This window comes from Aminobacter sp. AP02, assembly GCF_003148805.1.
In the GTDB taxonomy this organism is placed as follows: Bacteria; Pseudomonadota; Alphaproteobacteria; order Rhizobiales; family Rhizobiaceae; genus Aminobacter.
This window is the reverse complement of sequence record NZ_QGGX01000005.1, coordinates 59167-75574: the sequence shown is the minus strand read 5'-3', so window position 1 is coordinate 75574 and position 16408 is coordinate 59167. Positions and strand designations below refer to the sequence as shown.

At 61.1% G+C, this 16408-nt stretch carries 16 protein-coding genes; 7 read left to right on the top strand and 9 right to left on the bottom strand.

Annotation, left to right across the window (positions count from 1 at the left end):
• Nucleotides 1–71: 71 nt before the first annotated feature.
• The 3 genes from C8K44_RS07705 to C8K44_RS27885 all read right to left on the bottom strand — a co-directional run bounded on the left by C8K44_RS07705 (nucleotide 72) and on the right by C8K44_RS27885 (nucleotide 3057).
• Nucleotides 72–857 carry a type I restriction enzyme HsdR N-terminal domain-containing protein gene (locus tag C8K44_RS07705; RefSeq protein ID WP_146203916.1) on the bottom strand — a complete coding sequence of 262 codons (786 nt, stop codon included), beginning with the start codon at nucleotides 855–857 and terminating at the stop codon, nucleotides 72–74.
• A gap of 668 nt (nucleotides 858–1525) precedes the next feature.
• Complete coding sequence (locus C8K44_RS07700) at nucleotides 1526–1918, bottom strand: GNAT family N-acetyltransferase (protein WP_109575415.1); 393 nt, start codon at nucleotides 1916–1918, stop codon at nucleotides 1526–1528.
• A 95-nt stretch (nucleotides 1919–2013) separates the two neighbouring features.
• The gene (locus C8K44_RS27885) at nucleotides 2014–3057 is read right to left on the bottom strand and encodes a lytic transglycosylase domain-containing protein (RefSeq protein WP_245417410.1); all 1044 of its coding nucleotides are present in this window, start codon (nucleotides 3055–3057) and stop codon (nucleotides 2014–2016) included.
• 153 nt (nucleotides 3058–3210) lie between these two features.
• Here C8K44_RS27885 and C8K44_RS07690 point away from each other — a divergent pair, with 153 nt between their 5' ends.
• Complete coding sequence (locus C8K44_RS07690; RefSeq protein WP_109575193.1) at nucleotides 3211–3795, top strand: methylated-DNA--[protein]-cysteine S-methyltransferase; 585 nt, start codon at nucleotides 3211–3213, stop codon at nucleotides 3793–3795.
• Nucleotide 3796: 1 nt separating this feature from the next.
• Here the strand turns inward: C8K44_RS07690 and C8K44_RS07685 are convergent, their stop codons facing one another.
• Nucleotides 3797–4120, bottom strand: coding sequence for a hypothetical protein (locus C8K44_RS07685; protein ID WP_109575413.1), 324 nt, complete (start codon nucleotides 4118–4120; stop codon nucleotides 3797–3799).
• A 149-nt stretch (nucleotides 4121–4269) separates the two neighbouring features.
• Nucleotides 4270–4572, bottom strand: coding sequence for a hypothetical protein (locus C8K44_RS07680; protein ID WP_109575192.1), 303 nt, complete (start codon nucleotides 4570–4572; stop codon nucleotides 4270–4272).
• Nucleotides 4573–4856: 284 nt separating this feature from the next.
• Here C8K44_RS07680 and C8K44_RS07675 point away from each other — a divergent pair, with 284 nt between their 5' ends.
• Entirely contained in the window at nucleotides 4857–5066 is a 210-nt protein-coding gene (locus tag C8K44_RS07675; protein ID WP_109575191.1) for a cold-shock protein, read from the top strand.
• Nucleotides 5067–5352: 286 nt separating this feature from the next.
• Here C8K44_RS07675 and C8K44_RS07670 read toward each other — a convergent pair whose 3' ends face one another.
• The 3 genes from C8K44_RS07670 to C8K44_RS07660 all read right to left on the bottom strand — a co-directional run bounded on the left by C8K44_RS07670 (nucleotide 5353) and on the right by C8K44_RS07660 (nucleotide 7808).
• Nucleotides 5353–5964, bottom strand: a complete 612-nt coding sequence (locus tag C8K44_RS07670; protein ID WP_109575190.1) for a glutathione S-transferase family protein — start codon at nucleotides 5962–5964, stop codon at nucleotides 5353–5355.
• A 103-nt stretch (nucleotides 5965–6067) separates the two neighbouring features.
• Nucleotides 6068–6904 (bottom strand): EAL domain-containing protein, encoded by an 837-nt coding sequence (locus C8K44_RS07665; protein WP_109575189.1) that lies wholly within the window; start codon nucleotides 6902–6904, stop codon nucleotides 6068–6070.
• Nucleotides 6897–7808: an EAL domain-containing protein gene (locus tag C8K44_RS07660; RefSeq protein ID WP_109575412.1), complete on the bottom strand. Its 912-nt coding sequence runs from the start codon at nucleotides 7806–7808 to the stop codon at nucleotides 6897–6899. The genes C8K44_RS07665 and C8K44_RS07660 overlap by 8 nt, the downstream gene beginning before the upstream one ends.
• 358 nt (nucleotides 7809–8166) lie before the next feature.
• Between C8K44_RS07660 and C8K44_RS07655 the strand changes: the two genes are divergently transcribed.
• The 5 genes from C8K44_RS07655 to C8K44_RS07640 all read left to right on the top strand — a co-directional run bounded on the left by C8K44_RS07655 (nucleotide 8167) and on the right by C8K44_RS07640 (nucleotide 14424).
• Nucleotides 8167–9369, top strand: a complete 1203-nt coding sequence (locus tag C8K44_RS07655; RefSeq protein WP_109575188.1) for a pyridoxal phosphate-dependent aminotransferase — start codon at nucleotides 8167–8169, stop codon at nucleotides 9367–9369.
• A 282-nt stretch (nucleotides 9370–9651) separates the two neighbouring features.
• Complete coding sequence (locus C8K44_RS07650) at nucleotides 9652–9987, top strand: hypothetical protein (RefSeq protein WP_109575187.1); 336 nt, start codon at nucleotides 9652–9654, stop codon at nucleotides 9985–9987.
• Between the two features lie 123 nt (nucleotides 9988–10110).
• Nucleotides 10111–10281, top strand: coding sequence for a hypothetical protein (locus C8K44_RS27675; RefSeq protein WP_018428911.1), 171 nt, complete (start codon nucleotides 10111–10113; stop codon nucleotides 10279–10281).
• A gap of 330 nt (nucleotides 10282–10611) precedes the next feature.
• Nucleotides 10612–12498 (top strand): MFS transporter, encoded by a 1887-nt coding sequence (locus C8K44_RS07645; protein ID WP_109575186.1) that lies wholly within the window; start codon nucleotides 10612–10614, stop codon nucleotides 12496–12498.
• A 258-nt stretch (nucleotides 12499–12756) separates the two neighbouring features.
• Nucleotides 12757–14424, top strand: a complete 1668-nt coding sequence (locus C8K44_RS07640) for an arylsulfatase (RefSeq protein ID WP_109575185.1) — start codon at nucleotides 12757–12759, stop codon at nucleotides 14422–14424.
• 122 nt (nucleotides 14425–14546) lie between these two features.
• Here C8K44_RS07640 and C8K44_RS07635 read toward each other — a convergent pair whose 3' ends face one another.
• Nucleotides 14547–16136, bottom strand: a complete 1590-nt coding sequence (locus tag C8K44_RS07635; protein ID WP_109575184.1) for an ABC transporter substrate-binding protein — start codon at nucleotides 16134–16136, stop codon at nucleotides 14547–14549.
• Between the last annotated feature and the right edge of the window lie 272 nt (nucleotides 16137–16408).

The following is a 16408-nucleotide window of genomic DNA, read 5'->3' as shown; positions in this document are numbered from 1 at the left end:
GCCCGAAGTGACGAGCGTAGTCCATCAGACTTTCCTTCTTCATTGCGTCCCCAATGCCAGCGAAGGTCATTTTATGATGCATCCAGGCTTGCTGCCTTCAACGTCTTGCACTTTACACGCTCCAGCTTTTGGGAAGCCTTCTTGATCCTCGTATTGGCCTCCTTAGCTTTGTCGCCCTCAATCGTGTCTCGCTTGATCACTTCATTTTCGACGAGAAGCGCAAGATTCTCTTGTGCGACCTTAATGTCTGGGAACAGCCGTCTGATCTCCCGCCGAAGCACCGAAATCACGGGTTCGGACCGAAGGAGCGCTGAGACTGTGAACTTGTTGAAAAGCTGGGCCTGCTGGTGGAACGCATCCATGGCGTCGGTGGTCAGACCTTCCTTGGCGAACAAGAACAGCTGCTGCAGATGGTCATCGTTCTTGGCATTCAGGTCTGCGAACGCGATCCGGCAAACCTCCTCATGGCTGATCTGGTTGGCCACGTAAATGCGCACCAGCCGCCACTCGATGGCATTCGTCAGGATGACCCAGTGGATTCCCTGGTGCGCGCCATAGTCGATCACCTGCCGCAGATGATTTTCCGCCAGACTGCTGCCCGCGGACTTGACTTCGATGAGTAAGCGAAGCTGCCCGCCGATCCTGATAGCAAGATCGCAGAATGTCGCTTTGATTTGATGTTCGGCAGTCAGATCGTCATACTTATCGTATCCGAAGACGTCAGCGAGTATGTCCTTCACCAGTGTGACTGTATCAGCCTCTGCCACGTCGGCCTTCTGCTGCATCAATGCAATGCGCTGATACTTTTTCAAGCCCGGCGCAACTCGGTCAACGAATTTCTTAGGTAATTTGTTCAACGCCCCACCCCTCCGTCTCCTAGTAAACATTTGAGATAGAATTTACTTGGAAGACAAGTGCAAATTGCAGAAAAGAAAAGACGTCATCGCAACGGGACACCAATATTACGCCGATCTAATGTATTTCACCTGTCGAGGCCTGGTGTCACCATCTGTCAGCAGACCGCGTGGATAGACCCACCCCGTTTTTCCACGCCCTGAAAACCTCACCTACAATCATCGCCAGTTCCTCCCATGGGAACGCCGGTCGCGACGGTGATCTGTGGGGAGGAACCGGCGCCTCCGATCTTGGGCTAACGTGGCTCACGGTCCGGGGAGGTTCCGTCCAAGGGTTCCCCTCCGGGCACTACGGCCCGGGTGCGCTGGACGATGCGCTAGTGGGGCAAGGGCGAAAATGCCCATGCCTGCGGAAGCGGAACGGGCGGGAACAGAAATCGCCGACGGAGCGCGAGGTTCGCGCCACATACAAGACTATCGGAAGGCTCGGCCTCGCGCTCCGCCTCCCGAATTCCTCATCCTGAGCTTGTCGAAGGATGAGCTTGTCGAATCCTGAGCTTGTCGAAGGATGAGCTTGTCGAAGGATGAGCTTGTCGAAGGATGAGCTTGTCGAAGGATGACAATGGCCAGACCGGAAACGGGGCGTGGCGGTGAAGAACTATGCGCCGCCCTCACCCGGCCCAGTCAACCTCGACCATGCCGAGCCGGCGATAGAGGCGCACGGCTGCGGCATTGCCGACAAGGTTGGTCTTGAGGTCGACATGCGGCGCCCCGCGCGCCGCAAAAGTGGCAAAGACGTGCCACATCAGCGCCTCGGCAATGCCCAGCCCGCGAAAGTCGGCGTGAACGGCAAGGTCCTTCACGAAGCCGCCCGACCAGCACAACGCGGCTCCGGCCAGCCGGCCCCCGCCGTCGAGGACCAGGAAACACAGTGCGGGGTCGAATTCGGCATCGCCCGAAATGCGTGGCCACCACTGCTCGAACGGCCCGTCGGTGCCGTCGTCGAAGACCAGTGCCAACAAAGTGTGCAGCGCCAGCGCATCGGACGTCTCAAACGTCCGCATCGCAAAACCGTGCGGCCACCGCGCCGTTTTCAGTTCGCTCGGCAGCACCTTGCGCAGGCGAATGTCATTTTCTCCGGGTTCGGAGGGCAAATGCGTCAGCCGCGATGGCGCACGCGGTCGCGGCCAAGCCCGGTCTCGTCGAGCAGGCCCTTGCGCTTGGCGTGGTAATAATAGCCGCTCTGATAGAGCTTGTCGGCCTGGTCCTCATTGCCGTCGGCCACCATCCAGGCGCCACGCAGATATTTGACGGCGAATTTGAGGTTGGTCTCGGCGTCGAGCAGGCCGTTGGCCGGGCCGTCATAGCCCATGCCGCGCGCGGTGGCGTGCTTGATCTGCATCAGGCCCCAATGGCCCTTGTTATAGGCCAGCGGATTGAAGGTGCTTTCGCGGTTGACCACGCGCCGCACGAAACTCTCCGGCACCTCGTAAAGGGCGGCATACTTGGCGATCAGCTGGTCGATCTTGCCGCGTGACACAAGAGCCGGGCTGTCGGGCACGGCATAAGACGACGGTGTGAAGCTTTCGGGGGCGACATCGCCGAGCGAGGCGACCTGGAAGCTCGCCGGAACCGGCGCGGTCGCCGGCAGCGCGTAGTCGGCGATAGTCGGCGCCGGCGGAAACTTGCCGAACAGTTTTGGCGCATTGGCGGCGATGATGATCTCGCCGCCGGCCATCGGCGCGTCCAGCGGGTCGAGCGGCGCCTTGGCAGCGGCGGTGGCAACAGCCGGCGCTGCGGTCTCGGGCACAGGTGTAGTGACTGCGACGGCCGGCGCCTTGGCCGCATCTGCCGCGGCAACGGCCGGCGCTTCGGCCTTGGCAGTTGGAACTGCCGGTGCTTCGGCCTTGGCTGCTGCGGCAACGGCCGCTTGAGCAGGCGCTTCGGCGGCCAAGGTTTGGGTTGCTTCTGCCGCGGCGGCCGCAGCCAGTGCGGTACCTGCGAGCGGCGTGTCGGTGCCGGCATAAGACGTCGGCACCACGGCCACCGTATCGGGCAAGGACAGGTCGATTTCGGAAGCCAGGGCCACGTCCGCGCCCGTCGAAAGGTCGGTGCTGAGCGCCGCCGTGTTGGTCTGGCAGCCAGACAGCAGAGCCGTCGCCAGTGCCGCTGAAATCAGCAGGTGGGTCTTTATCGCCGGCAAATGCACACTCTATTAATGATTTCGTCCCGTCCAACTCCTTACAACAACGTATGAGTCCGGGCAATCCACAGGCGGTTGTGGTTTTCGGGTGGCATGCGGTCGCGGATCGTGCGAAAATGTTCCTGATTTGTACTGGAAGCAGATGGGAAAGGAATGGCAGTGGAAACCGCAATTAGCTTCCCCCTCCCCGGACACGCCGTCTTCGAAACCGCTCTCGGCTTCATGGCGCTGGCATGGAGCGACGCTGGGCTGACCCGCGTCTGCCTGCCCGAAAAGACCTATGCCGCGGCCGAACGGCGCCTGCTGCGCCTCGTCGGCGCCACCCGTGCCGGCGACCGCACTCCGCCGCAATGGATCACGGCCCTGATCGCCGACATCAGGCGTTATGCCGAAGGCGTTGAGGTCGATTTTTCCGATGTGCCGGTCGACCTAGCGGGCATCGACGATTTCCGCAGGGACATCTATGCCGCGGCGAGAAACCTCCACCATGGCGAAACCACGACCTATGGCGGACTTGCCGAAAAGGCCGGCCGCAAGGGCCTGTTTCGTGAAACCGGCGCAGCCCTCGGCGCCAACCCGATCCCGCTCGTCATTCCGTGCCACCGCATCCTGGCGGCAGGCGGCAAGATCGGCGGCTTTTCGGCCACCGGCGGCTCGAACATGAAGGAAAAGATGCTGGTGCTCGAAGGCGTACGCGTCGGCCCGCCTCCGGTCGCCCAGGCCTCATTCGGCTTTTAGCTCAGTGTATCCGGCGCCTGAAGAGGAAGAAGTCGTCGTTTTCGATTTGCTTGCACTTGTAGACCGGGCAGGACTTCGTATCGGCGGTAGGCACCCAGGCCCGCTCGGCATACTGGCCGGTCGGGCAAAAGCTGTCGTCCCTGACATAGCGGTCATAACGCTGCACGCCCGACGTCACCGACCGCCACTGCAGGATAGCCGCGCCCCGACTTACCACCGTGTTGCGGGTTTGAGCGCAACTCATGCTCGTCGTGATGTAGCGTGATTGCGCCAGCGCTTCGGCCGCAAGCATCGTCAGGCATACGGCAAGCAGAACGGTTTTCATGATGACCTCCCAAAGCTGTGGCAGCGGAGCCGTCGCTAAACGATGTAACGCTTTTCTCTCGCCAGAGTTGCCCCCGACAATCTCGACTCGTTGCGCATCCTGTTTTGATAAACGGATCGGAAGCACAAAAAAATCCTGGTCGGCCAGCGTCACCTGTCGAAGAAGCGCTGCACTGGCTTGCAGTTGTAAACCCTGCAGGACTTTGTGTCGGCAGCCGGCACGGTGGTGAGCTTGGTTTCAAACGCCACCTGGCAGAACGAGTCATCTCGCACGAAGCGATCGTAGCGCTGGACGCCTGAAGTTGGCGACACCCAGCGCAGGATTGCCGCGCCATCGCTGCGAACAGTCTGCTGCAAGCGGGCGCAGCTCATGCTGGTGGTGTTGTAGCGTGATTCCGCCTGCGCTTCGGCCGCAAGCAGCGTCAGGCACGCGGCAAGCAAGATGGTTCTCATGACAACCTCCCAAAACACCAGGCAGGCACGCCAATGCCATGCGCAATAGTACCCGACACGCGCTAAAATTGCACGCCAACTGCCAAGGTTCGACACACGCAAATTTGTACAGGCTTGCATTCGAAGAGGATTGCCCCTATATCCGCTTCGTTGATATTTCGGCCGACAGATCCGTGCCCCGCGACACTCTCGCGTTTGCAGACGTCTATCTCCAAAATTTCGATACAACAGGTCTGGCATTTTAGCTTGATCAAGACCAACTGCAGACGACAAGGATTATCGCAATGGCAACTGGCACCGTTAAGTGGTTTAACGCAACCAAGGGCTTCGGCTTCATTCAGCCAGACGCAGGTGGTGCGGACGTGTTCGTCCACATCTCCGCTGTCGAGCGTTCGGGCATGGGCTCGCTGGCCGATGGCCAGAAGGTTAGCTTCGAGATCGAGCAGGACCGTCGTACGGGCCGCTCGTCTGCTGGAGCTCTGAAGGCAGTCTGATTTAAGGCGCGCGGGAGCGAAAGCTCCAATTGCGTTGCAAGTCACGGATGTACTGGCGGCCGCGCGACAAGCGTGCCGGATCCACGACCTGAAGGACGATGCGGCAGATTGCCGTGAGCCTCGGATCGAAGGAACCAGGATCAGCTGCTGACAGCGGAAGGCGGGGTTACACCCCGCCTTTTTCTTTTTCCGAACTGAAGTTCACTGTGACCATGGTTCGCCCACAAATGAAAAAGGCCCGAGATCGAAGCGACCGTCGGGCCTTTCTCGTTGTCAGGCACGACTGTCAAGGCAGCCAGGCCATCGGCACATGGCCCTGATCGGCCTCGATGCGAGCCAGCCAGGCCCTCACCGCCGGCAACACACCAAGGTCGTAACCGCCGACACTGGCATCCTGGGTATAGGCGTACAGCGCGATATCGGCGACGCTCATTGCATCGCCGGCCAGAAATGGTGTCTTTCGAAGCTGCGCTTCCATCACCCCGAGCGCCCTGTTGCCGCTCTCCAGAAGCGAGGCCAGCCGCTCAGGCGTGGCCAGTACGGCACGCTCTGGATAGGTCATCAACGAGCGGCGCACGGCGATGTAGGGCTCGTGGCTATACTGCTCGAAGAACAACCACTGATAGACCAGCGCCCGTTCATAGGCGTCGGTCGGCAAAAGCCGCGTGCCCTCTGCAAGATACAACAAGATCGCATTGGATTCAGCGAGAAAGCGGCCATCCTCGAGCTCGAGCAGCGGCACCTTGCCGTTGGCGTTTTTGGCGAGATAGGCTGTTGAACGCGTTGTGCCGTCGCGCGAGCTGGTTTCGACATGCTTGAAGGGCCGGCCAAGCTTGGCCATCAGCAGGCGCGGCTTGTAGCAGTTGCCGCTGTCGGTCATCCCATAGATCGTGATCATCGCACTCGTCCTTTGCCCGAGCGCGATTATCGTTGCGGCGGATTGTCGATCCAGCGAATTATTTTCTAGCGAAACATCAGCTTTGGTGATGCTTCGCTAGAGCTCACCCGAACAGCGGAACGACGACGCACTCACCACGGCGGTATTGCGACGTCTCGCGCGGTCCGTCGGCAAAGACGCTGCCGACGAGCATCGCCGGTTCGAGCAGGTTGCCCTGGAACAGGTCGACGCCCGCGCCGAGCGCGATTTCAAGACGGTCTTCGCTGTCGATACCCTCGACGAGCAGCTCGGCGCCTTGCGCCTTGAGCACGGAAACCACCGGGCGCAGCAGGCGCCCCGTCGACGTGTCCGCACAAAAGCGTTCGAACGAGGCACGATCAAGCCGAACGATCTCGGGCATCACGCGCTTGACCGCATCGCCGTCAGGCTGCCCTGCCCCATGATGACCAAGGGCCACACGCATACCGATCGCGCGCAGCACGCAAGCAAGGTTTTCATCGCCATCGATCTCGCAGATCAGGTGCGATGCCTCGAAACCTTCGTCGGCAAGACGCCGCACCATGAAGCTCAGATCCTCCAGCGATGACGCGCCGCCGTGGGTTTCATGCTTGAACAGCAGGGCAACACCCTCAAGGCCAATGTTGTGGACGTTGGCCAGGGGCAGCACTTCGCAGATGCGCGCAACGATCGCGCGGTCTTCAGCTGCGACCTCAGCCAGGAAGTCCGCCATCGCCACGGGCTGCCCCTTGCGATACGGCACGACCTGCCCGTCGACGGCAACGGGCGTCAGGCGTCCGTCTTCATGCCGGAAGATCGGCTGGATGGCGCAGCGCAGGCGGAAATCGCCATGCACGCCAAATTCCAACCCAATCTCATCGGCAACGATCTTTGCTGCCAAATCCTGGGGCAACGCACCAAACCCGAAAAACTCGTCAGTCATGCAATGTCCTCTTGCCGAAGTTTCGGCTTGATCTCGGCGCCCGAACCGGCGCCGTTTCGGCGTTTCCGGTCACCGCCGGACGCGCCACGTTCTGCCCGGCGGCTTCAGCAGCCACCGGCTCGAAAAGAGAAAAATTGGCCGGCACGATTTCCGGCAACGCCAGGACATAGCCCTGCACCATCGAGGCGCCGGAACGCTCGGCGAGCTGCAACTGCCAGCTCTCCTCCAGCCCCTCGAAGACGGTGCGGATGCCCTTGTCCTCGAACTTGGTCACCATCTCCTTGAGCAGAGCGAAGCCGGCGCCTGATTCCATGAGGCGGCTGATCCAGTGGGCGTCGAATTTGACGATGTCGGGCTTGATGTCGCGGATCCGCTTGATGTCGGATTCGTCGGAGCCGAAATCGTCGACCGCGATGCGAAAACCGTTCGCCTTGAGCACCCCCACGAAATCGAACAGGGCTTCTTCGGAAGCGGGTTTCTTTTCGGTCACCTCGCACACGATGCGTCGCGGATCGATGCCTGTTTCATTGAGCACCTTGCGCATGTCCCGCAACGCGCGCTCCGAGATCGAGCGGTCCAGGAACACCGAAGGATCGAAGTTGATGAAGATCGACGCTTGTTTGGGCAGGAACGTCGCGGCGTTGAGCAGATGCAAGTTCCGCGTCAACGTCTCGACTTTCAACCGTTCGGCCTGGTCCACCGCGCCGAAAAAAATACCTGGCGGCACAGGGTCGGCACCGCGAAACGGCCTGATCAGCCCCTCGAAGGCGCTGACGGTCAACTTGCCGGAATGAAACGCGTAGATCGGCTGAAATGCGCTGCGCAGGGCATGAACGCCCCAAACGCCGGACACAGATCCGTCGTCGTGCCGGATGATATGGGCGAGCCCGATGCTCTTCGACACGGTCCGTCCTATTCCGGAATGCTGGCGAAATTGCTCCGCCAAAATCTCACCGAACATTTGATCGCCGGTTAACGGAATGTCTCAAACTTGATCGAACGGCATGCAGCCGGCTGTTTGTGCACAGCTTCAATCCAGCACTGGCCCACCACATCGGCCGCTACATAAAGCGTAATCCGCTTGCGATTCCCTGCGTCATGCGACATTACAGCGCCGCGCGTTCTATTGGGCGCGCGACGTACGCTCTAACAACTGGATCCGTGCATGATCCTTTCCGAAAATCCTTTCCGATTTCGGGATCATGGACGATAAGCCCGCGGTCGCTTGACCGCGCATTTTTGCGAACCGGAGACCTGAAGTCATGGCCTTTCTTGCCGATGCCCTTTCCCGCGTTAAGCCTTCCGCGACCATCGCGGTCACGCAGAAAGCGCGCGAGCTGAAAAACGCCGGACGCGACATCATCGGCCTTGGCGCCGGCGAACCAGATTTCGACACGCCCGATAATATCAAGAATGCCGCCATCGAGGCAATCCGCCGTGGCGAGACCAAGTATCCGCCGGTTTCCGGCATCGCGCCTCTGCGCGAAGCCATCGCCAGGAAGTTCAAGCGCGAGAACAATCTCGACTACAAGCCCGAGCAGACCATCGTCGGCACCGGCGGCAAGCAGATCCTGTTCAACGCCTTCATGGCTACCCTGAACCCCGGCGACGAGGTCGTCATCCCCCGCCCCTACTGGGTCAGCTACCCCGAAATGGTGGCGATCTGCGGAGGCACCCCGACCTTTGCCGAGACCAGCATCGACAACGGCTTCAAGCTGACGGCGGCAGCTCTCGAAAAGGCGATCACGCCCAAGACGAAGTGGCTGGTGATGAACTCGCCGTCCAACCCTTCGGGCGCGGCCTATACCGAGGCCGAGTTGCGCGCCATCGCCGACGTTCTGCTGCGCCACCCCCATGTCTGGGTGCTGACCGACGACATGTATGAGCACCTCACCTATGGCGAGTTCGTCTTCAAGACCATCGCCGAGGTCGAGCCGAAACTCTACGACCGCACGCTGACCATGAACGGCGTGTCGAAAGCCTATGCCATGACCGGCTGGCGCATCGGTTATGCGGCCGGTCCGTTGCCGCTGATCAAGGCGATGGACATGATCCAGGGCCAGCAGACTTCCGGTGCCTGCACCATCGCCCAGTGGGCATCGGTCGAAGCGCTCAACGGCCCACAGGATTTCATCGCCAAGAACAAGGCGATCTTCCAGAACCGGCGGGACCTCGTCGTTTCGATGCTCAACCAGGCGCGCGGGATTACCTGCCCGTCGCCGGAAGGCGCGTTTTATGTCTATCCGTCCTGTGCGGGCCTGATCGGCAAGAAGACGCAGTCCGGCGTCGTCATCGACAATGACGAGACCTTCTGCAGCGAACTGCTTGAAGCCGAAGGCGTGGCAGTGGTGTTCGGCTCGGCCTTTGGCCTGGGACCGAATTTCCGCATCTCCTACGCCACCTCGGAGGCGCTTTTGGAAGAAGCCTGCACGCGCATCCAGCGCTTTACCGCCTCGCTGATCTGAACGCGGACATTTGAAACGAACCGAAAAACCCGGCGATAGCCGGGTTTTTCTTCGGCAGCGAGGCCCATCCCCCTGGGGACCAGAACGCGCTAACGACAGGAATCTCTGAATCTCATACGGTGTTATACATTTGCATATTGCCGTTTCGGTCCGAACTCTGTTAATCTAACGCAAATATATCCGCCGTTGCCGGCGGAGGTATGCATAGGCATCCAGAGGCAGCAATTGTATCAACCTAGACAGCAGCAGCAGGGGCGAAGGAGCACAAGTTTGCTCTCGCACTTGTTCTTCCTGCTGTTGCCGGTGTTTGCTGTGCTTGCGGGCTCGATCACATCGAGCCAGCCACACCTGCTGGAACGCGACGCTGTCGTACAGGTTTCAGCACCCGCGCCCGCTTATCAAGACAGTGACGGACCTCTGGCGCTATTTGCCTGCGGCGACGTGTGCGTCATGTTGGCGGAAATCAACGGCGACGGCAGCGACGACAGCGCTTTGCCGCACATCGTACGTTCCCTGCCCATTGCCGAAATCGACATTTCGTCGCCCGCAATCGATCCGCTTTTCAGCTTTCTGCGCGACAGAACAAGCGCGCCTCGCGCGCCCCCAGCCCAGGTCTGACGGCGCAAAGCGCCCCACCTGCGCCGCCTGACCGGTCGATTCGCGACCACAGTTGCAAGCTCGTCGCACTCCCCGGTCATCCTCCCACGGGACCAAGCGTCCCGGCACAGTTCAGGAATTACCATGTCTAAAACTCATCCTCTCGGATTCCGCATCGAACGCGACCTCAAGGAAGCGCTCGTCAAGGCGGCCAAGGACGACCACCGTTCGGTGTCATCGATGGTGGAGATCATCATCGCCAGATGGCTGCGCGACCGCGGCTATCTTGTCGAAAAGGAAGAACGGGCTGCTTGAGCCCATCTTGTAGAAATGCCCGGCGGCGCAGAACGTGGCGCCGGGCAGCATCCTCCAGGACTTTCCACAACAGGCGGACATAGTCTGCCAGCTCCGAACCGGGCACGCTTTCCACTTCATCTCCGCATGCTCGTGCATCGTCGTTTGCAGCGCAACATAGAAGGTCCCAAGAACTTCGCGTCTGCTTCTACGACTAAGGTCATAATCCCAAAGCAGCGATGGAAAACGCCCGCCTCCCGGCGCTATCACTTCAACCGTCGTTAGGTTCGGCGGATTCCAGGAGCGCAGTCTCCAGGCCCTTACCGCCGGCACTCTGGGAGGAGACAAGTTATGGCAATCTCGGCAACCGCCGGCGCCCGCGGGCGCGGCATGACGCGAGAAGAGAAGAAAGTCATCTTCGCTTCGTCGCTCGGCACCGTTTTTGAATGGTACGATTTTTACCTCTACGGTTCGCTCGCAGCCTTCATCGGCGCGACCTTCTTTGCCTCTTACCCTGAGGCCACCCGCAACATCTTCGCGCTCCTGGCCTTCGCCGCCGGCTTCCTGGTGCGTCCGTTCGGCGCGCTGGTGTTCGGCCGCATCGGCGATCTCGTCGGCCGCAAATACACCTTCCTCGTCACCATCCTGATCATGGGCCTGTCGACCTTCCTGGTCGGCCTGCTGCCCGGCTCGGCCTCCATCGGCATTGCCGCTCCGATCATCCTGATCGTGCTGCGCATGCTGCAGGGCCTGGCGCTCGGCGGTGAGTATGGCGGTGCAGCGACCTATGTCGCCGAGCACGCCCCCGACGATCGTCGCGGCTACTACACTTCGTGGATCCAGACGACCGCGACGCTCGGCCTGTTCCTGTCGCTGGTGGTCATCCTGCTGGTGCAGAGCTGGCTCGGCAAGGAAGCCTTCGCCGCCTGGGGCTGGCGCGTGCCATTCCTGCTGTCGTTCGTCCTGCTCGGCATTTCGGTGTGGATTCGTCTGTCGCTGTCGGAATCGCCGACCTTCCAGCGCATGAAGGAAGAGGGCAAGGGTTCGAAGGCACCGCTGACGGAAGCCTTTGGCCAGTGGAAGAACGCCAAGATCGCGCTGCTCGCCCTGTTCGGCCTCACCGCCGGCCAGGCCGTGGTCTGGTATTCGGGCCAGTTCTACGCCCTGTTCTTCCTGCAGAACGTGCTCAAGGTCGACGGCCAGGCGGTCAACATCATGATCGCGATCGCCCTGATCCTTGGCACCGGCTTCTTCGTCGTCTTCGGCTGGCTGTCCGACAAGATCGGCCGCAAGCCGATCATCATGGCCGGTCTCGCGCTTGCCATCGTCACCTACTTCCCGCTGTTCAAGGCGCTGACCTGGGCCGCCAACCCGGCACTCGCCACCGCGCAGCAGAACGTTCGCGCCACCGTCACTGCCGCTCCTGGCGACTGCAAGTTCCAGTTCAACCCGGTGGGCACCGCGAAGTTCACCACCTCGTGCGATATCGCTACTTCGTTCCTGACCAAGAACTCGGTTCCGTATGACGTTGTCACCACGGCCGCTCCGGGCACCCCGGCAACGGTCAAGATCGGCAACGAAACGGTCACGTCCTACGATGCGATCGCCGCTGGCGACGCCGCAAAGGCAAACGACGCGGCCTTCGTCAAGTCGGTCAACATCGCGCTTCACGACGCCGGCTACCCGCTGGTCCGTGGCGCGGCGAAGGTTGCCGACCAGAAGCTCGACGCCTTCATCGCTGCAAATCCGGAACTGAAGCTTGACGCTGCTGCTCTGCGCGCCGGCGAAAAGACCACTATTCCGACCGAACAGGCGATCAAGGACAAGCTGGTCACCGCTGAAGAGGCGGCCGGTGCGACGGAAGTCGGCTTCTTCAACATCCCGGGCGGCGGCAGCTTTGCCATGGTCGCCGATCCGGCAGCGGTCAACTGGCCGATGGTCATCGGCATCCTGTTCATCCTCGTCGTCTACGTGACGATGGTGTATGGCCCGATCGCCGCGATCCTGGTCGAGATGTTCCCGACCCGCATCCGCTACACCGGCATGTCGCTGCCCTACCACATCGGCAACGGCTGGTTCGGTGGCCTGCTTCCGGCAACCGCATTCGCCATGAGTGCCGCGGCCGGCGACATCTACTACGGCCTGTGGTACCCGATCGCGATTGCCGCCATGACGCTGATCATCGGCACGCTGTTCGTCAAGGACACGCTCGGCACCGACCTCAACGCCAAGGACTGATCCTGGCCCACTGACGATAAAGCCCGGCAGGTTCGCACCTGCCGGGCTTTTTTTGTTTGCGAATTACGGTTCGGCTCAAACAGGCACTATCGCCAGGACCACGAGGCCCCTTCTCGCGTGGAGGCGGCCCATAGAGTTCCCTGGAACCGGCGGCTGGCGGCGGCTCGGGCCTCTCCGTCGCGCTGGCGCATCCGCACGGACGGGAGTATCATCATACCCCATCCCATTTGGCAGAGTATTCCAGAAAAGGAGCTCGGTATGACCACACATGCGGATGACAACAATCACGTTTCACCGCAAACTGGACCTACGATTGGGCGACGCGAACTGCTGTTGAGTGGTGTTTCGCTGGCGGCAGCCTCAGCCCTGGGATCGGTCGCTCCGATCAAATCCGCTCAAGCCCAGTCAGCGGGCAAGAAGCCCAATATCCTGGTCATCTTCGGCGACGACATCGGCTATTGGAACATCAGCGCCTACAATCGCGGCATGATGGGCTACCGCACGCCCAACATCGACCGCATCGCCAAGGAAGGCGCAATCTTCACAGACCTCTACGCCCAGCAGTCCTGCACCGCCGGACGTGCCGCGTTCATCACCGGACAGAGCTGCTTCCGCACGGGCTTGCTCAAGGTCGGCCTCCCCGGGGCCAAGGAAGGGTTGTCCGAGAAGGACCCGACGCTCGCCGAGTTGCTGAAGCCCCAGGGCTACACCACAGGCCAGTTCGGCAAGAACCACCTCGGCGACCGCAACGAGTTCCTGCCCACCGTCCACGGCTTCGACGAGTTCTTCGGCAATCTCTACCATCTCAATGCCGAGGAAGAACCTGAGAATCCGGACTATCCCAAGGACCCCGCGTTCTTTGAAAAGTTCGGGCCGCGCGGAGTACTCAAGTGCGTTGCGACCGACACCGACGATGCGACCGATGACCCGCGCTGGGGCCGCGTCGGCAAGCAGAAGATCGAGAACACGGGCCCGCTCGACATCAAGCGCATGGAAACGGTGGACGAAGAGTTCATCGGGGCCGCAATGAGCTTCATTGACAAGAACGCCAAAGCCAACAAGCCGTTCTTCTGCTGGTTCAACACGACCCGCATGCACATCTTCACTCGCCTCAAGGCAGCGTCGAAAGGCAAGACCGGCCTGGGGGTGGAGGCTGACGGCATGGTCGAACTCGACGGTTACGTCGGCCAGTTGCTCCAGCAGCTCGACGACCTCGGCATCGCCGACAACACCATCCTGCTGTTCACCACTGACAACGGCGCCGAAGTCTTCGGATGGCCCGATGGCGGCACCACGCCGTTCCGCGGGGAGAAGAACACGAACTGGGAAGGTGGCTACCGCGTCCCCGGCATGATCCGCTGGCCGGGGGTGGTGAAGCCGGGCACCGAGATCAACGACATATTCTCCCACGAGGACTGGGTTCCGACACTGGTGGCAGCCGCCGGCGAGCCAGCCGTCACGGAGAAACTGCTGACTGGCTACGATGCGGCGGGCAAGACCTTCAAGGTCCACCTCGACGGCTACGACCAGCACGATGTGCTGGCCGGCACCGGCCCGACCCTGCGCAAGGAGTACTATTACTGGACTGATGACGGTAATCTCGCCGCGTTGCGCTACGACCGATGGAAGCTCGTGTTTCTGGAACAGCGAGCGTCGGGACTGGACGTCTGGCAGGACCCGTTGGTGCCGCTGCGCCTTCCCAAGCTCTTCGATATTCGCGCCGATCCGTTCGAGATGGCCGACCGTGACTCGGGCGAATACATCAAATGGCGGGCCGAACGCCTGTTCGCGCTCGGTCCCGCGCAGGAGTTCGTCGCCAACCACCTGAAAACCTATGTCGACTTCCCGCCGCGACAGAAGCCGGGCAGCTTCTCGCTGGACCAGGTGCTGCAGAACCTTCAAGAAGGAACTGTCGGAAAAACGTAACGTTATCGCGCGTAGACCGCTGAGCTGCCACGCAAAAGGTCGCAAACACCGCCATAGACTAGGCGAGACGCGCGTCTCGCCTAGAAATGTATGCGAGGGGGCTCGTTAGCCCTTCGACAGGCTCAGGCGTTGGCCCAGCACTTGGTCAGCGCATGGCCGCCCATCAGCTCGCCATTCGGATCGTCGACCCAGCCGCCGACCTTGGTGCCGGTTGCGTCGATGTAGTTGTTGAACATCGGAACGATGACGCCGCCCTCGTCGCGCAGCATCACTGCAGCCTGCCGGTAAAGGTCCTTGCGCTTGGCCTGGTCGAGCTCACCGCGAGCGGCAAAGATCAGCTTGTCGAAATCCTCGCGCTGGAAGCGCGTGTCGTTCCATTCAGCCTTGGAGAGATAGGCGATTGAATAGACCTGATCCTGCGTCGGACGCCCGGTCCAGTAGGACATCGAGAACGGCTGCTTGTTCCACACCTCCGACCAGTAGCCGTCGCCGGGCTCGCGCTTGACCTCAAGCGTGATGCCGGCCTTGGCGGCACTTTGCTGGTAGAGCTGTGCCGCATCGACAGCACCCGGGAAGGCGACATCCGAGGTGCGCAGCAGCACTGGCCCGCTGTGGCCGGATTTCTTGTAGTGGAACGCCGCCTTGTCGGGATCGTACTTGCGCTGTTCGATATCGTCGGGAAACATCGCATAGGCCTTGGTCACAGGCATGTCGTTGCCGATCGAGCCGTAACCGCTCAGGATCTTTTGCACCATCTCCTCGCGGTCGACGGCGTATTTCAGCGCAAGCCTCAGGTCGTTGTTGTCGAAGGGGCTGGTGTTGCAATGGGCGATGAACACATAGTGCCCCTTGCCCGGCACGTTGCGGATTTCGACACCAGGGACGCGCTTGATCAGGTCGACGATCTTGGGCTCGACGCGATTGATCATGTCGACCTGGCCGCCTTGAAGTGCGGCGGTGCGGGCCGTCGCATCGTTGATCACGACGATCTCGATCTGGTCGGCATGGCCGCGCTTGTCCGAACCCCAATAGCCCTTGTTCAGCTCACCGACATGGCGCACGCCAGGCTCGTTGACGGCGACCTTGTAGGGCCCGGTTCCGATGCCGGCAATCGGATCGTCCTTGCCGCCATTGGGCTGGATCATCAGATGGTAGTCGCTGACGACGTAAGGCAGGTCGGCATTGGCCTCCTTGAGCTGGATCACGACATAGTCGCCGTCGACCTTGACGCTTTCGAACTGGCTGACGAATGCAAGCGCCGCCGACTTCGAATTGGCGTCGGCATGCCGCTCCAGCGTCGCCGTCACGTCGGCTGGCGTCAGATCCTTGCCATTGTGGAACGTCACGCCCTTGCGGATCTTGAAATGCCAGGTCTTGGCATCGTCCGACGCTTCGTAGGACTCGGCTAGACGCGGCTCGATCTCGCCGGCTGGCGACACTTCCAGCATCTGCTCGCCCCAGCTGCGGCCCAACGTATAGGGCACCTGGCTCGCCCAGCTTGCCGGGTCAAGGCTGTCGGTGGCGGCGCCGCCGACCATGCCGGCCTTCAATATTCCACCCTTGGCGGGTGCCTGCGCCCTGGCTGCGCTGCCAAGCAACGTGTTGGCCGACAAGGCAGTGACGCCAAGGGCCGCTGCGCGGCCGAGAAAATCGCGGCGCGATAGACGCCCGCTGACAACGAGATGGCTGAGGTGATCGAGTTCATTGGACATTCGACTGCGTTCCTCCTGATGGGCGCGACTTCATGTCGTCATTGTTCCCGCCTCGGATATTGGTTTGCGACGGCATCGGGTCAGTGAGCCGGATACGACATCGGATGCCGTTTTTGGAGTTCCAGACATTTTGGTTGCCGTCAGGTGAAGCCCGACAAGCCTTCCTCTTGCCCTGCCTTCAAAGCCGTGTGACGATGCAGACGAACGGGAGGAACTGCACCAACGTTGTTACCCGCGACGGCCGAACAGGCCGGCCGCCGCATTCAGGGAAA

What these genes read in the sequence shown, in the direction of transcription:
- C8K44_RS07700 (WP_109575415.1), bottom strand. Translation starts at nt 1,918, where the DNA reads ATGCGGACGTTTGAGACGTCCGATGCGCTGGCGCTGCACACTTTGTTG.
- C8K44_RS07690 (WP_109575193.1), top strand. Translation starts at nt 3,211, where the DNA reads ATGGCAGTGGAAACCGCAATTAGCTTCCCCCTCCCCGGACACGCCGTC.
- C8K44_RS07685 (WP_109575413.1), bottom strand. Translation starts at nt 4,120, where the DNA reads ATGAAAACCGTTCTGCTTGCCGTATGCCTGACGATGCTTGCGGCCGAA.
- C8K44_RS07680 (WP_109575192.1), bottom strand. Translation starts at nt 4,572, where the DNA reads ATGAGAACCATCTTGCTTGCCGCGTGCCTGACGCTGCTTGCGGCCGAA.
- C8K44_RS07675 (WP_109575191.1), top strand. Translation starts at nt 4,857, where the DNA reads ATGGCAACTGGCACCGTTAAGTGGTTTAACGCAACCAAGGGCTTCGGC.
- C8K44_RS07670 (WP_109575190.1), bottom strand. Translation starts at nt 5,964, where the DNA reads ATGATCACGATCTATGGGATGACCGACAGCGGCAACTGCTACAAGCCG.
- C8K44_RS07665 (WP_109575189.1), bottom strand. Translation starts at nt 6,904, where the DNA reads ATGACTGACGAGTTTTTCGGGTTTGGTGCGTTGCCCCAGGATTTGGCA.
- C8K44_RS07655 (WP_109575188.1), top strand. Translation starts at nt 8,167, where the DNA reads ATGGCCTTTCTTGCCGATGCCCTTTCCCGCGTTAAGCCTTCCGCGACC.
- C8K44_RS27675 (WP_018428911.1), top strand. Translation starts at nt 10,111, where the DNA reads ATGTCTAAAACTCATCCTCTCGGATTCCGCATCGAACGCGACCTCAAG.
- C8K44_RS07645 (WP_109575186.1), top strand. Translation starts at nt 10,612, where the DNA reads ATGGCAATCTCGGCAACCGCCGGCGCCCGCGGGCGCGGCATGACGCGA.
- C8K44_RS07640 (WP_109575185.1), top strand. Translation starts at nt 12,757, where the DNA reads ATGACCACACATGCGGATGACAACAATCACGTTTCACCGCAAACTGGA.
- C8K44_RS07635 (WP_109575184.1), bottom strand. Translation starts at nt 16,136, where the DNA reads ATGTCCAATGAACTCGATCACCTCAGCCATCTCGTTGTCAGCGGGCGT.